The sequence below is a fragment of the Mycobacterium sp. NGS54 genome, from assembly GCF_059812465.1.
In genome coordinates this window covers 823,626-840,463 of sequence record NZ_JCALCS010000002.1, presented here as the reverse complement: position 1 = coordinate 840,463, position 16,838 = coordinate 823,626, and the positions used below count along the sequence as shown (strand labels likewise).

Here is a 16,838-nt window from a genome sequence, read left to right as displayed (position 1 = left end):
CGGTAAATTGCGAACATGACCGATACCGGCGGGGACATGCTGGCGCTCCGGGTCTCCGACGCCGACCGGAACGGCACGATGCGGCGGCTGCACAACGCCGTCGCGCTCGGCCTGATCGACATCGACGAGTTCGAGCAGCGCTCCACCCAGGTGTCCTACGCGCGCACCCGAAGCGAGCTGGACGGGCTGGTCGGTGACCTGCCCGGGCCCGGCGCGTTCGTCTCGTCCGCGGCCGACCGGGTGGAGCTGCGCGGCTGGGCCGGCTCGCTCAAGCGCCACGGCGAGTGGACCGTGCCGACCCGGCTGGCGCTGGTGCGCCGGCTCGGCTCGGTGCACCTCGACCTCACCCGGGCCCGATTCGCCGGGCCGGTGGTGATCATCGAGCTGGACATGCGGTTCGGGTCGGTGGAGGTGCGGTTGCCCGACGGCGCCAGCGCGTCGATCGACGACGTCGAGGTCTACGTGGGCAGCGCCAGCGACCGTCGCAAAGGCGCGCCGGGCGAGGGCACGCCGCATGTCGTGTTGACGGGCCGGGTGGTGTGCGGGTCGCTGATCATCCGCGGGCCGCGGCGCTCGTTGCTGCGCCGCCGCTCCGGTTGATCGGCTTTGCGTGTGAACTGACGGCGTTACGTGTGAATTGGCGGCGGCGATTGTGAAGCCGTGGCGGCCGACCCTCACACTCAAAGCAGTGATTCACACGCGCGATGTGCGCGCGTTCATCGCCCCGCCACGTTCAGCAGGATCTTGCCGCCACGGAGGAGATGCTGCACCGCGTCCTGGATCTGCTCGAGGGGGTACGCGCCCGCTACCGGGACCACGAGGGTGCCGTCGGCCACCAGCGGTGCCGCCTCACGGATGACAGGCCGCACCTGGTCGCGGTAGTCGAAATCGCCGACAAAGAATCCCCGGACCGTGAGGTGCTTGGCGACCAGTGTCGAGGTGTCGACCCACATGGGTTCGTCCCTGGCCCAGGAATAGCTGACCAACGATCCACCGTCGGACAGCAAGCCGAGCAGCCGCGCCACCCCTGGACCACCGACGGCGTCCACCGCCAGCGCCACCCGCGCGTCGCCGATGATTGCTCGAACATCGCCGACCGCATCGGGGCCGTCGTCGTGGACCACGTCGGCCCCGGCTGCTGTGAGCTCGGCGAACGTCGACTCGTCGCGGGCCAGGTTGATCGTCCTGAGTCCACGGCGGTGGGCCAGCGCGATCAATGACCGCCCCACACCGGAGTTCGCGGCGTTCTGAACCACCCAGTCACCGGGCTGCAGGGGGGTGCATTCACTGAGCATCAAGCCTGCCGTCGGGGGGTTGCTGCCCAGCATCGAGTACTGCTCGATGTCGCCGTCGGCCGGCAGTGCGAACAGGCCGTCGGCGGGCACCACGAGCCGCTCACGCCACGCACCCGAATACAGGGGTAGCACGACCAGATCGCCGACCCGCAGGCCGTCGACCTCGGCGCCCGTGGCAAGCACGCGCGCGACCCCCTCTGCGCCTGGTATGTGGGGTAGAGGGGGTCGCGCCAGCATGCCGGTGACGACGAGTAGGTCGTGCTTGTTCAACGGCGAGTACTCAACGCTGACCAGCACCTCATGCGGTCCCGGTGGCGGCGGCTCCTCGATGTCGACGACGCGGAGCACCTGTGCGGGGTCACCGAACCGGTCAATTTGGATGGCGCGCATGACAATTCCTCTCACTGGGCTGGTCAAATTTTGGCAGCGGTTATCGACGACTTTCGGCGTCGCTGCGGGCCTCGATGGCCTTGACGCTGTGGACGAACGGCTTCTTCAACACGTTGCGGCCGCCCGTCGCGAGGAGGAGCGCCAACACGCGGCCCTTGAAGGACTTGCCCTCGCGGACGATGACGACGTCCACATCCGTGGTGCCGTCGGGACGCCGGCTGAGGGTGTAGACGTAACCCGACGCGCCACCCCAGGTGTTCGAGTCGGTGGTGGTCAGCACGACGCGGTTGGGGTCGGACCAGTCGTAATGCAGGCGCTCCCAGATGCCGCCCGAACCCTCGGTGACGTCGGCGTCACGCTCGCCCAGGCGGTGCACTTCGAGGTCGCTCTCGGCGCTGTTCGGGAAGATCTCCGAACGGCCCGGTCCGAAATCGGTGAGCCCGGCGACGAACTGCGCAGGGGTGGAGGTTGTTGACTGGTGAAAGTGAAGAGTCGTCATGGCGCTCCTTGATTGATGGTGTGGGTATTTCGTTTCACCGGAAGCGTTTCGCCGGTAATGCCAATTCCGGGTAGGGGGTCCGCAAGGCAACCTTGTTGATCCTGGGGTTGCGAGGAACAGTCTTAAGATCAGGCAATGTCGACGACGGCTGGCGCGCTGGGTGATTTTCTGCGCGCACGTCGCGAACAAATCGGCCCAGAGGATGTCGGGCTTCATGCCGGACCTCGCAGGCGTGTCCCGGGATTGCGCCGCGAGGAATTGGCGATGCTCGCCGGGATCAGCGCCGACTACTACCTGCGGCTCGAGCAAGGCCGTGACCGGCGCCCGTCCGCACAGGTGCTCGATGCGCTAGCCCGGGCGCTGCGACTGGACATCAGCGCCACCGAACATCTGCATCGGCTTGCGGGCTTGCGGTCGGCGCACAACCCTCGACCCGTTGCAGAGACGGCGGTTGACGGTCTGGATCAACTGATCGACCAGATCTCGCTTCCCGCGATCGTCACCAACCGATACCAGGATGTGTTGGCCGCCAATGCAATTGCGTGTGCATTGTCTCCGGGATTCGCCCCCGGCGAAAACTTCTTGCGATGGCGGCTGCTGGCGCCAGCTGCTCGCGACTTCTTCGTCGACTGGGACGAGGCAACTGAGGTCGCGGTGAGTGGTCTGCGGGAATCCGTGGCCGGTGATGTGGGCGATCCCCGCTTGCGCGCCCTGGTCGACGAGCTCTCGGCGGCCAGCGACCGATTCCGCGAACTCTGGGCACGCGCGGACGTCGGATACCGCACCGGCATCCTGCACATCCGCCATCCCGTGGCGGGTGATCTCTACCTTCGCCGCACGAGGCTCAGCATCCCCGACTCCGACACTCAGGTGTTCATTTACCACCCCGAGCCGGGCAGTGATTCGGCAAAAGCGCTCGCCGCACTCGCGGCCTCATAACCCGAACACCAGCAGCGGTTTGCCCCCGTGTGCGGGGGCCTCGGCCAAATGGACGGCCTCGCCGAACTTTTCGACGGGGATGGGCTGGCCCTCCGGCACCCGCAGCACGCCGCTGTCGGCGAGCTGAACTGTCCGGTTGATCGTTGCGGCTATCCGATCCGTCGGGGTTTCGGTCAACCAGCGGAACAGCCAGAACCCCCGAACTGTCTTGGTTTCGTAGATCAGTGAGCGCGCGAAGATCGGGACGGTGAGTTTGTCGGGATCGGTCTGGCGATGCGTGGACAGCGCGCCGTAGACGATTAGCTCACCGCGCGGCGCCAGCGCGCGCGACACGTCCGCACCCACCTGACCGCTGACACAGTCGATCGCCTTGGACACGCGGTCGTGGCCCGCTATGTCGGCCACCCGCTCGCGCAGGTCCTCATCCTCGGTGCAGATCACCGCGGTGCCCCCTGCCGCGAGGATCTCCCCGACCGCGGATCGACGGCGAACCACGTTGAGCGTCTTGAAGCCGACGTGCACTCCGAGTTGGATGACCGACCGGCCCACGATTGAACCGGCCGCGGTCTGAAGCAGCCATTCACCCGGTTGAACATCGAGCTCATCGCCGGTCAAGATCACCGCGGTGAGCGGATTACCGAGAATCTGAGCGGCCGTGGAATTGCTCATGCCCGCAGGAACGGGCACGACCCGCGAGGCGTCGGCGATAACGTACTCCTGCCACGTGCCCGTCACTCCGACCGTCATGACGCGCTGTCCGACGGTCAGACCATCCGCACCGCCACCGAGTTCGTCGATCACACCGACGGATTCGATTCCGGGCACCGCGGGGAAATTCGGGGTGAATCCGTACCGGCCGCGGATGGTATGCAGATCGCTGGCCTCGACGGGTACCGCTGACACCCGGATGCGGACCTGGCCGGGACCGGGCTCCGGAATCGGGCGGGTCTGCAGGTTCAGGACCTCGGACGGTTCGCCAACCCTGTCGGCGACGACAGACCGCATCGCTCGCATCGTTCTGGCGCTCCTTCGGTCGATCAGCGTGGCCGAATACAGCCGCACTAGCGGGTAATGCTGCCACCGCGGCGCGGTTTCTGAGGGCCTGGTGAACCCGCCGAGGCCGTTCATCGCGTGAGCTGACGGGTTTCCGTGTGAACTGGCGGCGGCGATTGTGAAGCTGTGGCGCCCTGCGCTCCCACTCAAAGCCGCTGACGCGCACGCGCCGCGCCGCGCGAACGCCTATTAAGCTGGCCTGCATGCCAGCTCGCACCGCGCTTTCCCCCGGGGTGATATCACCGACTCTGCCGGTTCCCGGGCGCATCCCCCGTCCCGAGTATGTCGGCAAGCCGACCGCCCGGGAGGGCAGCGAGCCGTGGGTGCAGACGCCCGAGGTGATCGAGAAGATGCGCGTCGCCGGCCGGATCGCGGCGGGCGCCCTGGCCGAGGCGGGCAAGGCGGTCGCGCCCGGGGTGACGACCGACGAGCTCGACCGGATCGCCCACGAGTACATGATCGACAACGGCGCCTACCCGTCGACGCTGGGCTACAAGGGCTTCCCGAAGTCGTGCTGCACGTCGCTCAATGAGGTCATCTGCCACGGCATCCCCGACTCGACGGTGATCGAGGACGGCGACATCGTCAACATCGACGTCACCGCCTACATCGACGGGGTGCACGGCGACACCAACGCGACGTTCCTGGCCGGCGACGTCGCGCAAGAGCACCGGCTGCTCGTGGAGCGAACCCACGAGGCGACGATGCGCGCGATCAACGCCGTCAAACCGGGCCGCGCGCTCTCGGTGGTCGGCCGCGTCATCCAGTCGTACGCAAACCGGTTCGGGTACAACGTGGTTCGTGACTTCACCGGGCACGGCATCGGCACCACCTTTCACAACGGTTTGGTGGTGCTGCACTACGACCAGCCCTCGGTGGCGACGGTCATCCAGCCGGGAATGACGTTCACCATCGAGCCGATGATCAACCTCGGCGCCCTGGACTACGAGATCTGGGATGACGGCTGGACGGTGGTGACCAAGGACCGCAAGTGGACCGCCCAGTTCGAGCACACGCTGCTGGTCACCGACACCGGCGCCGAGATCCTCACTTGTCTCTAGCGCGAGCAGACACAGAATCGCACTGTTTCCGCCCGGAAAGTGCGATTCTGCGTCTGGTCGCCACAGAAAAGTGAGCGGGGCTCTGCTGGTCGCCGGCACCAGCTCCGACGCCGGTAAATCGGTGGTGGTGGCGGGCCTGTGCCGGTTGTTGGCGCGCAAGGGGATTCGGGTGGCGCCGTTCAAGGCCCAGAACATGTCCAACAACTCGGTGGTCACCGTCGAAGGCGGCGAGATCGGCCGCGCCCAGGCGATCCAGGCACGCGCGGCGGGGCTGGAGCCCAGCGTGCGGTTCAACCCGATCCTGCTCAAACCGGGCGGTGATCGGACGTCGCAGCTGGTGATCCGCGGTCAGGTCGCCGAGTCGGTCACCGCGGCCTGCTATTTCGAGCACCGCGACCGGCTGGCCGGCATCGTCGCCGACGAATTGTCCAGCCTGCGAGACGAATTCGACGCGGTGATCTGCGAGGGCGCCGGCTCGCCGGCCGAGATCAACCTGCGGTCCACGGATTTGGCCAATATGGGGTTGGCCCGGGCCGCGAACCTGCCGGTGATCCTGGTCGGTGACATCGATCGCGGCGGCCTGTTGGCGCACCTGTTCGGGACGGTCGCGGTGCTCGAGCCCGACGACCAGGCGCTGATCGCCGGCTTCGTGGTCAACAAGTTCCGCGGCGACCCCGCGCTCCTGGAACCCGGCCTGCAGCAGCTGCAGGCGATGACCGGCCGCCCGACCTACGGGGTGCTGCCCTACGCCGAGGAGCTCTGGCTGGACGCCGAGGACTCGCTGTCGGTGGTCGCGAACCGCGTCGTCGGCAGGCCCGCGCCGCCGCGCGGCGACCAGTGGCTGCGGGTTTCGGCGATCCGGCTGCCCCGCATCTCCAACTCCACCGACGTCGAGGCCCTGGCCTGCGAGCCCGGCGTGCTGGTGCGCTGGATCACCGATCCCGCCGACGTGGCCGACACCGACGTGATCGTGGTTCCGGGCAGCAAGGCGACCGTCGCCGACCTGTCGTGGCTGCGGGAGCGCGGCCTGGCCGGCGCGATCGTCGACCACGCCCGGGCCGGCAAGCCGGTGCTGGGCATCTGCGGCGGGTTCCAGATGCTGTGCCGCCGCATCGAGGATCCGGTCGAATCCGGCGCGGGCGAGGTCGCCGGCCTGGGCCTGCTGGACGCCGACATCGTCTTCGGCCAGGCCAAGGTCCTGCGGCGCTGGCAGCGGCCGCTCTCCGGATACGAAATTCATCACGGGCGGCTCGCGCGCTGCGCCGAGGAGACCTGGTTCGCACAGGACGCCGAACCCCAGGGTGTCGTGCGCGGCGCGGTCTACGGCACCCACTGGCACGGCCTGCTCGACAACGACGACTTCCGCCGGGGGTGGCTCTCCCGGGTCGCCGACGCGGCCGGCCGCGGCGGGTTCGTCGTCGCCGACACCGACGTCGCCGCGCGCCGCGACGCCCAACTCGACGCGATCGCGGACCTGCTGGCCGCCCATCTGGACGTCGACGCGGTCCTCGGGCTGCTCGACGGGCCGCCGCCGCGACCGCCGATAACCAGCGCGTTACGCCAGTAGGTGAGGAGGAAACCTCGCGCACGCTGGCCTTTGACAGGTAACGTGCGTGGGTGCACTCGATGATGACCACGCTCGACGGATTCCCCGTCCCGGTGTCGGTAGCCGGGCCGGACAAGGGCGTCGTCGTCGTCATCCTCGGAGACCAGCAGCGTTCGCCGGTCGCCTATGACGCGGTGTGCGAGCGGCTGCACACCGCCTCGCTGCGGACGGTCGTCATCGGCCTCGATCCACGGCTGACCGCGAAATCGGTGGTCGGCATCCTCGACTCGCTGGGCATCCGCTGGGCCGTCGTCTTCGGCGACCGCGCCGGCGGCGAGCTCGCCTGGGAACTGGCGGCCACCCGGTTGGGCCGGTTCGTCGGCCTGGTCGTGATCGACCGCGGCCATCCGCGGGTGGCCGACCCCAAGGGCGTGGTGCTCGACGAGCACTGCCCGCCCGTGGAAATCGGCACCACCGTGTTGGTCAGCTCCGCGGCCGCCAAGGCGGTGGCCGACGCGAGCCAGCGGTACGTCTACGCCGAATACCGCGTGGTCGACCTGGGCCGGCGCACCGTGCAGGAGTCGACGGCGCAGCTGGCCGCCGAGATCGTCTTGCGCACCAGCACGTGGTAGCGCCGTCCGCCATGCTCACGTTGGCCGCGCTGGAAGAGCTGGTGGGAAGCGGCGCGGTGGACACCGTGATCGTGGCGTTCGCCGACATGCAGGGCAGGCTGGTCGGCAAACGCGTGTCGGCCCGGCTCTTCGCCGAGGAAATAGCCGCGCACGGCGCCGAGTGCTGCAGCTATCTGCTCGCCGTCGACGTCGACATGAACACCGTCTCCGGCTACGCGATGTCGAGCTGGGAAACCGGCTACGGGGACATGGTGATGACCCCGGATCTGGCCACGCTGCGCCTGGTTCCGTGGCTGCCCGGCACCGCCCTGGTGATCGCCGATCTCGGCTGGGCCGACGGCGGCGAGGTCGCCGTCGCGCCGCGGGCGATCCTGCGCCGCCAGCTCGGCCGGCTGGGCGAGCGCGGGCTGGCCGCCGACATCGCCACCGAGCTGGAGTTCATCGTGTTCGACGAGCCGTACCGTCAGGCCTGGGCGAGCGGGTATCGCGGGCTGACGCCGGCCAGCGACTACAACATCGACTACGCGATGCTGGCGTCGTCGCGGATGGAGCCGCTGCTGCGCGACATCCGGCTGGGGATGGAGGGCGCGGGCCTGCGCTTCGAGGCGGTCAAGGGCGAATGCAACCGGGGCCAGCAGGAAATCGGGTTCCGCTACGACGAGGCGATGGTCACGTGCGATAACCACACCGTCTACAAGAACGGTGCCAAGGAGATCGCCGACCAGCACGGAAAGAGCCTGACCTTCATGGCGAAATACGATGAGCGGGAAGGGAACAGCTGCCACATTCACCTGTCGCTGCGCGACCGGGACGGCCCTGAAAAAGGCAAAGCGGTGTTCGACGACGCCACCCGCCCGCACGGAATGTCGGCGACGTTCTGCGGTTTCCTCGCGGGACTGTTGGCCACCCTGCGCGAACTGACACTGTTCTACGCGCCAAACATCAACTCCTACAAGCGATTCGCCGACGGCAGCTTCGCGCCCACCGCGATCGCGTGGGGCCTGGACAACCGCACCTGCGCCCTGCGGGTCGTCGGCCACGGGCGCAACATCCGGGTCGAATGCCGGGTTCCCGGCGGCGACGTCAACCCCTACCTCGCTGCGGCGGCGCTGATCGCCGGCGGGCTGTACGGTATGGAACGGGGCCTTGAGCCGCCCGCGCCCTACGTCGGGAACGCCTACGACGCAACCGACGTCGAGCGACTGCCCGCCACGCTCGCCGAGGCGGCGGCGCTCTTCGAAGGCTCGGCGCTCGCGCGGGAGGTCTTCGGCGACGACGTCGTCGCGCATTACCTGAACAACGCACGCGTGGAGGTGGCGGCGTTCAACGCGGCGGTCACGGACTGGGAGAGGATGCGAGGGTTTGAACGCCTCTGAGTCGGACGGTGGCGACCCGCTGCGCCCGGCTACGCCGCGCTTGCGATCGCCACGTAGGCCCGTGATCGGCCTGACCAGTTACCTGGAGCAGGTGCGGACGGGGATATGGGACGTCGCCGCCGGTTACCTGCCGGCCGATTACTTCGAGGGCGTCGTCATGGCCGGTGGCATCGCCGTGCTGCTGCCGCCGCAGCCGGTGGACCTCGAGGTCGCCGACCGGCTGCTCGAGCGCCTGGACGCGCTGGTGATCACCGGGGGCTATGACCTCGACCCCGCGCACTACGACCAGGAACCCCATCCGGCCACCGACGCGCCACGCGGCGACCGCGACGCCTGGGAGCTCGCGCTGCTGCGCGGCGCGCTGGACCGCGGGCTTCCCGTGCTCGGCATCTGCCGCGGCGCGCAGCTGCTCAACGTCGCGTTCGGCGGCACCCTGCACCAGCATCTGCCCGACGTCCTCGGCCACCACGGCCACCGGGCCGGCAACGGCGTGTTCAGCCGGTTGCCGGTCCGCACCGTCGCGGGCACGCGCCTGGCCGCGTTGATCGGCGAGTGCGTCGACGCGCCCTGCTACCACCACCAGGCCATCGACAAGGTCGGTGACGGCCTGGTGGTGAGCGCCATGGACCCCGACGGCGTGGTCGAGGCCGTCGAGGTGCCGGGCCAGGCGTTCGGGCTTGCGGTGCAATGGCATCCGGAGAAATCGCTCGACGACCTGCGGCTGTTCAAGGCGGTGGTCGAGGCCGCGCGGTCGCACGCGGTCACCCGATGACGGCGACGCAACTGGTCAACCCGGCGACCGAGGAAGTGCTGCGGTCGGTCGACCTGCTCGACGCCGCCGCGGTCGACGACGCGGTGCAGCGCGCCCGGGCGGCCCAGCGGCGCTGGGCGCGGTTGGCGCCGGCGGGGCGCGCGGCGGCCCTGCGCGCGTTCGCCGCCGTCGTCGACGCCCACGTCGACGAGCTCGCCGCCCTCGAGGTGGCCAACTCGGGGCACCCGATCGCGTCGGCGGAATGGGAGGCCGGCCATGTCCGCGACGTGTTGACGTTCTATTCGGGTAGCCCGGAACGCCTGTCCGGCAAGCAGATTCCCGTCGCCGACGGGCTCGACATCACCTTCAACGAACCGCTGGGTGTGGTCGGCGTGATCACGCCGTGGAACTTCCCGATGCCGATCGCGGCGTGGAGCATCGCCCCCGCGCTGGCCGCCGGCAACGCCGTGTTGGTCAAGCCCGCTGAGTGGACGCCGCTGACCACAATGCGGCTGGGAGAGCTGGCGGTCGAGGCGGGACTCGACGCGGACCTGCTGCAGGTGCTGCCCGGGAAGGGTGCCGTGGTGGGGGAGCGGTTCGTCACCCACGCGGGAGTGCGCAAGGTGGTGTTCACCGGCTCCACCGAGGTGGGCAAGCGCGTCATGGCGGGCGCGGCCGCGCACGTCAAGCGGGTGACGCTGGAACTGGGCGGCAAGAGCGCCAACATCGTCTTCGCCGACTGCGACCTGGAGCGCGCGGCGGCGACCGCGCCCGCCGGGGTGTTCGACAACGCCGGGCAGGACTGCTGCGCGCGCAGCCGGATCCTGGTGCAGCGCAGCGTGTATGACCGGTTCATGGAGTTGCTCGAGCCCGCGGTGCGGGCCGTCACGGTCGGGGACCCCGCTTCCCGGGACACCGAGATGGGGCCCCTGGTGTCCGGCGCGCACCGCGACAGGGTCGCCTCCTACGTGCCCGACGACGCCCCCGTCGCCTTCCGCGGCGTGGCGCCGTCCGGCCCCGGATTCTGGTTTCCGCCAACGGTTCTCACCCCGCAGCGCACCGACCGCGCCGTCACCGAGGAGATCTTCGGCCCGGTCGTCACCGTGTTGGCCTTCGACGACGAGCACGACGCCGTCGCGCTGGCCAACGACACCGACTACGGGCTCTCAGGATCCATCTGGACCGACGACCTATCCCGCGCCTTGCGGGTGTCGCGGGCGATCGAGTCCGGCAACCTGTCGGTGAACTCGCACTCGTCGGTCCGGTACAGCACGCCGTTCGGCGGTTTCAAGCAGTCCGGGCTGGGCCGCGAGCTGGGCCCCGACGCGCCATTGCATTTCACCGAGACCAAGAACGTCTTCATCGCCGTCAAGGAGGGCTCGTGATGGACCTGTCACAGCGGCTGGCGGGCCGGGTGGCCGTGATCACCGGCGGTGCCGGCGGCATCGGGTTGGCCGCGGCGCGCCGGATGCGCGCGGAGGGCGCGAGCATCGTGGTGGGTGACGTCGACCGCGACGCCGGCGCGGCGGCCGCCGAGGAGCTGTCGGGTTTGTTCGTGCCCACTGATGTTTCGGACGAAGACGCGGTCAACGCGCTGTTCGACGCCGCGGCCGAGGCCTACGGCTGGGTCGACATCGCGTTCAACAACGCCGGCATCTCACCACCGGACGACGACCTGATCGAGAACACCGAACTTCCGGCGTGGCAACGGGTCCAGGACGTCAACCTCAAATCGGTGTACCTGTGTTGCCGGGCCGCGCTGCGGCACATGGTGCCCTTCGGCAGGGGCTCGATCATCAACACGGCGTCGTTCGTCGCGGTGCTGGGATCGGCCACCTCGCAGATCTCCTACACCGCGTCCAAGGGCGGGGTACTGGCGATGTCGCGGGAATTGGGCGTGCAGTACGCCCGGCAGGGCATCCGCGTCAACGCGCTGTGCCCGGGACCGGTCAACACCCCGCTGCTGCAAGAGCTTTTCGCCAAGGACCCCGAACGGGCGGCGCGCCGGCTGGTGCACGTGCCGCTGGGCCGATTCGCCGAACCGGACGAAATCGCCGCCGCGGTCGCGTTTTTGGCCAGCGACGACGCATCGTTCATCACCGCGTCGACGTTCCTGGTCGACGGCGGCATCAGCTCCGCCTACGTCACCCCGCTCTGACAGCCGGGTGCCGGTGCCGCGCCGTCGCGGTTGCCCACGCCGGTGGCACGCAGAGCCCCCCGATCGCCGCCCCGCGTCCGAAACTGCCGGCGGGGCCGACGCGGGCCGGCTTCGTGAACAGCCAGCGCAATGCCGCCGCCTTGTTGAGGATGTTGAGCTGCCTGATCGCGGCGCCCGACGGCGCGCACAGCGAACTCAGCCTGGACAGCGACGGGGTGACCGCAGACAGCGTCGCCTCGAGCGAGGTCAGCGGCGACGCCGAAAACGCCTGCAGCGCTTGGGGAATAGCGGACATCACCCGATCGCCGGCCGACACGACGTCCGGCGCGGAGCGCAGCGCCCACGTGCCGGCGGTCGTGCCCCGGCAACCTGGCGGCGAGGTGAACGGGGCCAGTGTGGCCGCGGCGGCCGCGGCGCGGGCGTAGGCGTACATGGCGTCGGCGTCGCGGGCCCACATGCGCTCGTACTCGGCGTCGACGTTTGCGATTGCCGGGCCGGCCTGCCCGAGGTGGTTCCGCCGGGCCAGCGAGCGTCGCCGGGCGCGGTTGGCGGTGATCGCCCGTGGCGGAACCATCGCCGCCAGCGCCGAGTGGTGGGCGCTCGCCGCCGCCGCGGCCTGGGCACCCGCCCGCTCGGCCCGCGCCGCGGTGGCGGCGAGCCAATCTACGTAGGGCGCCGCGCCTTCCGTCGTCGGCGCCTGCGCCGCCGCCGCATGCAGCCCCTCGGCCAGCCGCTCCCAGGCCGTGGCCGCCGCCGCCATCGATCCCGCGCCGGGGCCCGAATGCACCAGCCCCGAGTTGATTTCCGGCGGTAGCTTCGCGAAATCCATTACAACCCCTGCACCCGAAAGCATCGAATCTTCCTTGAGATACGCCCAGGGGTTACAGCCCGGGCGCACAGTGTCCCGACGGTAGTGCCGCATGCTGGGTCAACGGCGGGAGCGAGCTGTGAGAACGCTCCAAACCCGACACGAAACGAAGGCTGAAAACGCGCGCTTTCATTTCCGCGTGACTGCGACGTAAAGTTGACATAACGCGATGCGGTCGGGGCGACGCGGACCTGCTAGCGAAATATCACAAGGGAACGAAAGTTGTACGCGGCCACCTGCCGCCACTGCGGCAGGGAAATTGTCCAGCACCCTTCGGGCGTTTGGATTCCCCGGGATGGCTCCTCGAAAAGTGATCCCAACGGCGTCTATTGCCTGGAGTCGGCCGGCGAGTGCCCCCGAATGTCGCACGAACCGATGCCCCCCGAATTGGTGGGGGCGCCTCGATGGCTGGTCCCGGACAGATCCCGAGTTGGCGCCACGGCGGGTGTGGACGCCGGCTCGCCGCCCCGGCGTATCCGCGCGCCGCGGCTCCGTGAGATGGTCCGGATGGGTCTGCGGCGCGCCCTCGTTCGGCTGAGCGACCTGGCGCGGTTTCGCATGGCCTGGTGGTGACGGCTCAGAAAACGATCAGCGGGATCGCCATCTCGGCCGGGGTGGCCCCGCCGTGAAAGCCGATGAGGCGCGCGATTTCCGGGGGCTCGTGGGCGGTGGCCAGGACGGCGGTGTCGCCGGTGCAGACGACGACGACGTCGCCGATCCGCGCCAGGTGCGCCGGGTCGACCGGCCCGAACATGCCGGTGGCCACCGCCTGATCGCGGCCGTAGACGTGTGCCCGGTCGTCGAGCACCTCGGCCCAGGTCGCCCGCACGTCGGCGGCGGCGCCCGGCTCGGTGTGCAGGTAGCGCACCCGCGGCTCGCCGGCGACCACGCGCACCCCGTCGCCCAGCCGCGGGTCGGCGTCGAGGTCGACCCGGGCGTCCGGGGGGACGTTGAGGCCGCCGTGGTCGGCGGTCACCAGCAGCGCCGCGTTCGGCGGCAGGGCCTCGACCAGCCGGGTCAGCAGCGCGTCGACGCGCGCCGCCGCCTCGTGCCACCGTTCGGAGCCGATGCCGAACAGGTGGGCCGCGGTGTCCAGGTCGGCGGTGTAGCCGTACACCAGCCCGGGCGCCGCGTTCAGCTCGCCCGCCAGCTCCGCGGCGTAGTCGTCCGCCGGCTGCGTCGGGCGGAACTGGGCGCCGCGATAGGCCGCGTCCGTCAGCCCGCTGCCCGTGAAGGCCGCGGGCAGCACGGCGCGTGCGGCGATGCCGGACCGCCGCAGGCGCCCGAACCAGGTGGGCAGCGGCTGCCATTGGTCGTGCGGCGGATCGTCGCGCCACACGATGTGAGTCAGCACCCGCTCGGTGCCGGGCACGTTGAGGGTGAAACCAAGGATGCCGTGCTCGCCGGGACGGGCCCCGGTCCCCAGGGACACCAGGCTGCTCGGCGTGGTCGACGGGAAGGTACACGTCAGTTCGGCAAGCCGCCCCTTCTCGCCGGTGAGCACCGCGGCCAGCAGCGGCGCATTCCCGGCCAGCTGTGGCAGCAGGTGCCAGCCGAGCCCGTCGACCAGCACGACCGCGACGCGATCGACGGCGCCGACGGATTCCGCGAGGCCCAAGCGGTCGGCCCCGTCGGGGGCGCCGAGCAGGGCGGCCGCGGCCGGCAGCACGTCGCAGATCGAACCCTGCATCGGGCCAGTCTGGCACGAGCCAGACGTTCCTAGTTGGCGCGGCGCACGTTCTCCGCAACTACCGCCGAACCGTCCCAACGCAGCTCGGCCGTCATCTTCACGGTCGCACAACACATTCCGTCATTCGGACCGGTGGTCATCCACGTCACATGCGCGACGCGGCCCGAGATGGACAGATCGGTCACGATTTCCCTGCCGCCGTGGGTGAGGTCGCCGAGGTCGATTCCACCGAGCCGCCTGGGCCCGGTGGTGGAGAGCTGCGGGCCCGCGGTATAGAGCTGCACGGTCTCCGGCCACCCGACCCCACCGGCATTGCAGTGGATGACCATGGCGGCGTCGCCGCCGCCCCCCGTCAGGTCGCCAAACGCCACCTTGTAGGCGGCGGTGTCGTAATTCAGCGCGATCCCGACGTTTCCGGGATGCCCCTCCTGTTTCGGCAACTGCCCGTTTCTCAGTTGGCCCGGATCGTGCTCGCACAGCGCCGGCACGGGCGCGCGCTGCAGGTATTCGAATGTGACCGCGCCGGTCACGGGCGACGTCGTCGCCGGACCCGCCGTGGACGTCACCGTTGCGGGCGCCGTTGTGTGCGCACAGGCTGCCACAACGGTCGCCGCGGCGATCAGGGCGAGCTTGGTGAGGGCCCGCGGGCGGTAGGAGAGTGTGGTCATGTGCAAAGAGTCCGGCGGACGCCTTGCCTAATCCTTGCGCGATTCTTGCCTAGACGTGCGTCAGCCGCTGACTGGTCACCCGCAGCTGACGATCGGTGCTGTCGGCGAGCGCGCGAACCTGCTCCGGTGAGACCCGGCCGCATAGCCGGCCCCAGTGCACCGCGACCTCGTCGCCGACGGCGACGTCGGGCACGGCGCTGTAGCCGTCGGCCCAGACGTCGAGCGGGCGGACCGCGGGCTCGGACAGCGATAGCGCCCGGCCGTCCCAGAGCAGCTTGCGGCACAGCACCTCGACGTCGTCGCCATCGCGGGAAACGACTGTGCCCCAGGTGATCCGGCAGTTGTCCAGGACGCTCAGCGGGTGTTCATCCATCCCGCGGCCGAGGAACCGGGTCCACGGGTACACCCCGAACACGTGGAAGCAGTGGTTGGCGGCGGCCTCGTGGGCCAGCCCGGGCGTGAGGTGTGACCAGTACCGGCCCGCTTGCGGGCCGATGATCGCCAGCAGCGCGTCGAAGAAGTCTTGCGGGTCGAGGCCGGCTCCGAGACCACCGCCGAGCCAATAGGATTCGACCAGCCGATAGTCCAGCGGGTCGGCGATGCCGGTCAGTTCGGAGAGCACCCGCAGGTAGGGCCACGCCCCGGAAAACCCCGTCGCCGCGCGGCGCACCTCGTCGACGGAACCGTCGCGCAGGGTCGCCCCCAGCGGGGGACCGCAGTAGCCCAGGGCGTTGGGGGCGTACGCGTACCGGGCGAACATCTCGGCACCGGCGATATCGGTCAAGCGCGCCCCACCAGCTTCACCGCGTCGCGATGCATGCGGCCGAAGTTGTAGTAGGCGGCACACGCCCCCTCGGGGGAGACCATGCAGGTGCCGATCGGCGTCTCCGGTGTGCACGCGGTGCCGAAAACCTTGCACTCCCAGGGCTTGAGCACGCCCTTGAGGACCTCGCCGCACTGGCAGGCCTTGGGGTCGGCGACGCGCACGCCGGGCATCGCGAAGCGCAGCTCGGCGTCGAATTCCGCGAAGTCGTCGTGCAGCCGCAGCGCGCTTTGCGAGATGAACCCCAGCCCGCGCCATTCGAAGTGCGGGCGCAGCGCGAACACCTTGCCCATCAGCGTCAGCGCCGCGGGGTTGCCGCCCTCGGGCACCACGCGCTTGTACTGGTTTTCCACCTCGCAGCGGCCCTCGCGGATCTGGGTCAGCAGCATCGCGACCGCCGCCAGGATGTCCAGCGGCTCGAAACCGGCCACCACCAACGGCTTTCGGTATACCTCGGGCACGAACCGGTAGGGGCGGTTGCCCACCACCGTCGACACGTGCCCGGGGCCGATGAAACCCGACAGCCGCAGATCGGGCGATTCGAGGATGGCCTTGATCGGCGGCACGATCGTGACGTGGTTGCAAAAGACGCTGAAGTTGGCCAGGCCCATATCCCGGGCGCGCACCAGCGTCACGGCGGTCGAGGGCGCGGTGGTCTCGAAGCCGATGGCGAAGAACACCACCTGTTTGTCGGGGTTGTCGACGGCGATCTTCAGCGCGTCCAGCGGCGAGTAGACGAACCGCACGTCCGCGCCGCGGGCCTTGGCGTCCAGCAGGCTGCCGGCCGACCCGGGCACCCGCATCATGTCGCCGAAACAGGTGAAGATCACGTCGGGCTGGGCCGCCAGCCACATCGCGTCGTCGATGCGGCCCATGGGGATCACGCAGACCGGGCAACCCGGGCCGTGCACCAGTTCCACATTGTCGGGCAGCAGGTGTTCGATGCCGTGCCGGTAGATCGTGTGTGTGTGCCCGCCGCACACCTCCATGAACTTGAACTGTTCACGGCCACTGGCCAGGCGCTCGATGGCGCCCAACAGCTTGCGGGCCGCGGCCGGGTCACGGAACTCGTCAACGAATTTCATCTGC

Annotated in this window: 17 protein-coding genes; 9 read left to right on the top strand and 8 right to left on the bottom strand. The window is 69.6% G+C overall.

Going from position 1 to position 16,838, the window contains the following annotated elements; translation table 11 throughout:
- Positions 1 to 15 precede the first annotated feature (15 nt).
- Positions 16 to 600: a DUF1707 SHOCT-like domain-containing protein gene (locus AC5Y5E_RS08785; protein WP_085185630.1), complete on the top strand. Its 585-nt coding sequence runs from the start codon at positions 16 to 18 to the stop codon at positions 598 to 600.
- 116 nt (positions 601 to 716) lie between these two features.
- On the opposite strand, the gene AC5Y5E_RS08780 is transcribed toward AC5Y5E_RS08785, so the two are convergent.
- Positions 717 to 1,685, bottom strand: a complete 969-nt coding sequence (locus tag AC5Y5E_RS08780) for a zinc-dependent alcohol dehydrogenase family protein (protein ID WP_499902578.1) — start codon at positions 1,683 to 1,685, stop codon at positions 717 to 719.
- A 40-nt stretch (positions 1,686 to 1,725) separates the two neighbouring features.
- Positions 1,726 to 2,184, bottom strand: coding sequence for a hypothetical protein (locus tag AC5Y5E_RS08775; protein ID WP_499902577.1), 459 nt, complete (start codon positions 2,182 to 2,184; stop codon positions 1,726 to 1,728).
- A gap of 135 nt (positions 2,185 to 2,319) precedes the next feature.
- On the opposite strand from AC5Y5E_RS08775, the gene AC5Y5E_RS08770 reads away from it, so the two are divergent.
- Positions 2,320 to 3,123, top strand: coding sequence for a helix-turn-helix domain-containing protein (locus AC5Y5E_RS08770; protein WP_499902576.1), 804 nt, complete (start codon positions 2,320 to 2,322; stop codon positions 3,121 to 3,123).
- Here the strand turns inward: AC5Y5E_RS08770 and AC5Y5E_RS08765 are convergent.
- On the bottom strand, positions 3,118 to 4,128 hold the full coding sequence (locus tag AC5Y5E_RS08765) for a zinc-dependent alcohol dehydrogenase family protein (RefSeq protein ID WP_499902575.1): 1,011 nt from the start codon (positions 4,126 to 4,128) through the stop codon (positions 3,118 to 3,120). The genes AC5Y5E_RS08770 and AC5Y5E_RS08765 overlap by 6 nt on opposite strands.
- A 251-nt stretch (positions 4,129 to 4,379) precedes the next feature.
- Between AC5Y5E_RS08765 and map the strand changes: the two genes are divergently transcribed.
- The 7 genes from map to AC5Y5E_RS08730 all read left to right on the top strand — a co-directional run bounded on the left by map (position 4,380) and on the right by AC5Y5E_RS08730 (position 11,700).
- Complete coding sequence (map, locus tag AC5Y5E_RS08760) at positions 4,380 to 5,237, top strand: type I methionyl aminopeptidase (RefSeq protein ID WP_499902574.1); 858 nt, start codon at positions 4,380 to 4,382, stop codon at positions 5,235 to 5,237.
- Between the two features lie 70 nt (positions 5,238 to 5,307).
- Positions 5,308 to 6,804: a cobyric acid synthase gene (locus AC5Y5E_RS08755; RefSeq protein ID WP_499902573.1), complete on the top strand. Its 1,497-nt coding sequence runs from the start codon at positions 5,308 to 5,310 to the stop codon at positions 6,802 to 6,804.
- A gap of 59 nt (positions 6,805 to 6,863) precedes the next feature.
- Complete coding sequence (locus AC5Y5E_RS08750) at positions 6,864 to 7,415, top strand: alpha/beta fold hydrolase (protein ID WP_499902640.1); 552 nt, start codon at positions 6,864 to 6,866, stop codon at positions 7,413 to 7,415.
- An 11-nt stretch (positions 7,416 to 7,426) separates the two neighbouring features.
- Complete coding sequence (locus tag AC5Y5E_RS08745) at positions 7,427 to 8,791, top strand: glutamine synthetase family protein (RefSeq protein ID WP_499902572.1); 1,365 nt, start codon at positions 7,427 to 7,429, stop codon at positions 8,789 to 8,791.
- The gene (locus tag AC5Y5E_RS08740) at positions 8,778 to 9,563 is read left to right on the top strand and encodes a gamma-glutamyl-gamma-aminobutyrate hydrolase family protein (RefSeq protein ID WP_499902571.1); all 786 of its coding nucleotides are present in this window, start codon (positions 8,778 to 8,780) and stop codon (positions 9,561 to 9,563) included. The genes AC5Y5E_RS08745 and AC5Y5E_RS08740 overlap by 14 nt, the downstream gene beginning before the upstream one ends.
- The gene (locus tag AC5Y5E_RS08735) at positions 9,560 to 10,927 is read left to right on the top strand and encodes an aldehyde dehydrogenase family protein (protein ID WP_499902570.1); all 1,368 of its coding nucleotides are present in this window, start codon (positions 9,560 to 9,562) and stop codon (positions 10,925 to 10,927) included. The genes AC5Y5E_RS08740 and AC5Y5E_RS08735 overlap by 4 nt, the downstream gene beginning before the upstream one ends.
- Positions 10,924 to 11,700, top strand: a complete 777-nt coding sequence (locus AC5Y5E_RS08730) for a 3-oxoacyl-ACP reductase (RefSeq protein WP_499902569.1) — start codon at positions 10,924 to 10,926, stop codon at positions 11,698 to 11,700. The genes AC5Y5E_RS08735 and AC5Y5E_RS08730 overlap by 4 nt, the downstream gene beginning before the upstream one ends.
- On the opposite strand, the gene AC5Y5E_RS08725 is transcribed toward AC5Y5E_RS08730, so the two are convergent.
- The 5 genes from AC5Y5E_RS08725 to hypD form a co-directional block, all read right to left on the bottom strand.
- Positions 11,687 to 12,529: a PPE domain-containing protein gene (locus tag AC5Y5E_RS08725; RefSeq protein WP_499902568.1), complete on the bottom strand. Its 843-nt coding sequence runs from the start codon at positions 12,527 to 12,529 to the stop codon at positions 11,687 to 11,689. The genes AC5Y5E_RS08730 and AC5Y5E_RS08725 overlap by 14 nt on opposite strands.
- 616 nt (positions 12,530 to 13,145) lie before the next feature.
- The gene (locus AC5Y5E_RS08720; protein ID WP_499902567.1) at positions 13,146 to 14,258 is read right to left on the bottom strand and encodes an alkaline phosphatase family protein; all 1,113 of its coding nucleotides are present in this window, start codon (positions 14,256 to 14,258) and stop codon (positions 13,146 to 13,148) included.
- A gap of 29 nt (positions 14,259 to 14,287) precedes the next feature.
- Positions 14,288 to 14,926, bottom strand: coding sequence for a hypothetical protein (locus tag AC5Y5E_RS08715; RefSeq protein WP_499902566.1), 639 nt, complete (start codon positions 14,924 to 14,926; stop codon positions 14,288 to 14,290).
- Positions 14,927 to 14,975: 49 nt separating this feature from the next.
- Positions 14,976 to 15,710: a DUF6390 family protein gene (locus AC5Y5E_RS08710; RefSeq protein WP_499902565.1), complete on the bottom strand. Its 735-nt coding sequence runs from the start codon at positions 15,708 to 15,710 to the stop codon at positions 14,976 to 14,978.
- The gene (gene hypD, locus AC5Y5E_RS08705; RefSeq protein WP_499902564.1) at positions 15,707 to 16,834 is read right to left on the bottom strand and encodes a hydrogenase formation protein HypD; all 1,128 of its coding nucleotides are present in this window, start codon (positions 16,832 to 16,834) and stop codon (positions 15,707 to 15,709) included. The genes AC5Y5E_RS08710 and hypD overlap by 4 nt, the downstream gene beginning before the upstream one ends.
- Positions 16,835 to 16,838: the final 4 nt, after the last annotated feature.

Bases quoted from the DNA above. Each gene is read 5' to 3' on its own strand.
- AC5Y5E_RS08745 (WP_499902572.1), top strand. From the start codon at position 7,427: ATGCTCACGTTGGCCGCGCTGGAAGAGCTGGTGGGAAGCGGCGCGGTG.
- AC5Y5E_RS08715 (WP_499902566.1), bottom strand. From the start codon at position 14,926: ATGACCACACTCTCCTACCGCCCGCGGGCCCTCACCAAGCTCGCCCTG.
- hypD (WP_499902564.1), bottom strand. From the start codon at position 16,834: ATGAAATTCGTTGACGAGTTCCGTGACCCGGCCGCGGCCCGCAAGCTG.
- AC5Y5E_RS08720 (WP_499902567.1), bottom strand. From the start codon at position 14,258: ATGCAGGGTTCGATCTGCGACGTGCTGCCGGCCGCGGCCGCCCTGCTC.
- AC5Y5E_RS08785 (WP_085185630.1), top strand. From the start codon at position 16: ATGACCGATACCGGCGGGGACATGCTGGCGCTCCGGGTCTCCGACGCC.
- AC5Y5E_RS08765 (WP_499902575.1), bottom strand. From the start codon at position 4,128: ATGCGGTCTGTCGTCGCCGACAGGGTTGGCGAACCGTCCGAGGTCCTG.
- AC5Y5E_RS08780 (WP_499902578.1), bottom strand. From the start codon at position 1,685: ATGCGCGCCATCCAAATTGACCGGTTCGGTGACCCCGCACAGGTGCTC.
- AC5Y5E_RS08750 (WP_499902640.1), top strand. From the start codon at position 6,864: ATGATGACCACGCTCGACGGATTCCCCGTCCCGGTGTCGGTAGCCGGG.
- map (WP_499902574.1), top strand. From the start codon at position 4,380: ATGCCAGCTCGCACCGCGCTTTCCCCCGGGGTGATATCACCGACTCTG.
- AC5Y5E_RS08775 (WP_499902577.1), bottom strand. From the start codon at position 2,184: ATGACGACTCTTCACTTTCACCAGTCAACAACCTCCACCCCTGCGCAG.
- AC5Y5E_RS08735 (WP_499902570.1), top strand. From the start codon at position 9,560: ATGACGGCGACGCAACTGGTCAACCCGGCGACCGAGGAAGTGCTGCGG.
- AC5Y5E_RS08770 (WP_499902576.1), top strand. From the start codon at position 2,320: ATGTCGACGACGGCTGGCGCGCTGGGTGATTTTCTGCGCGCACGTCGC.
- AC5Y5E_RS08725 (WP_499902568.1), bottom strand. From the start codon at position 12,529: ATGGATTTCGCGAAGCTACCGCCGGAAATCAACTCGGGGCTGGTGCAT.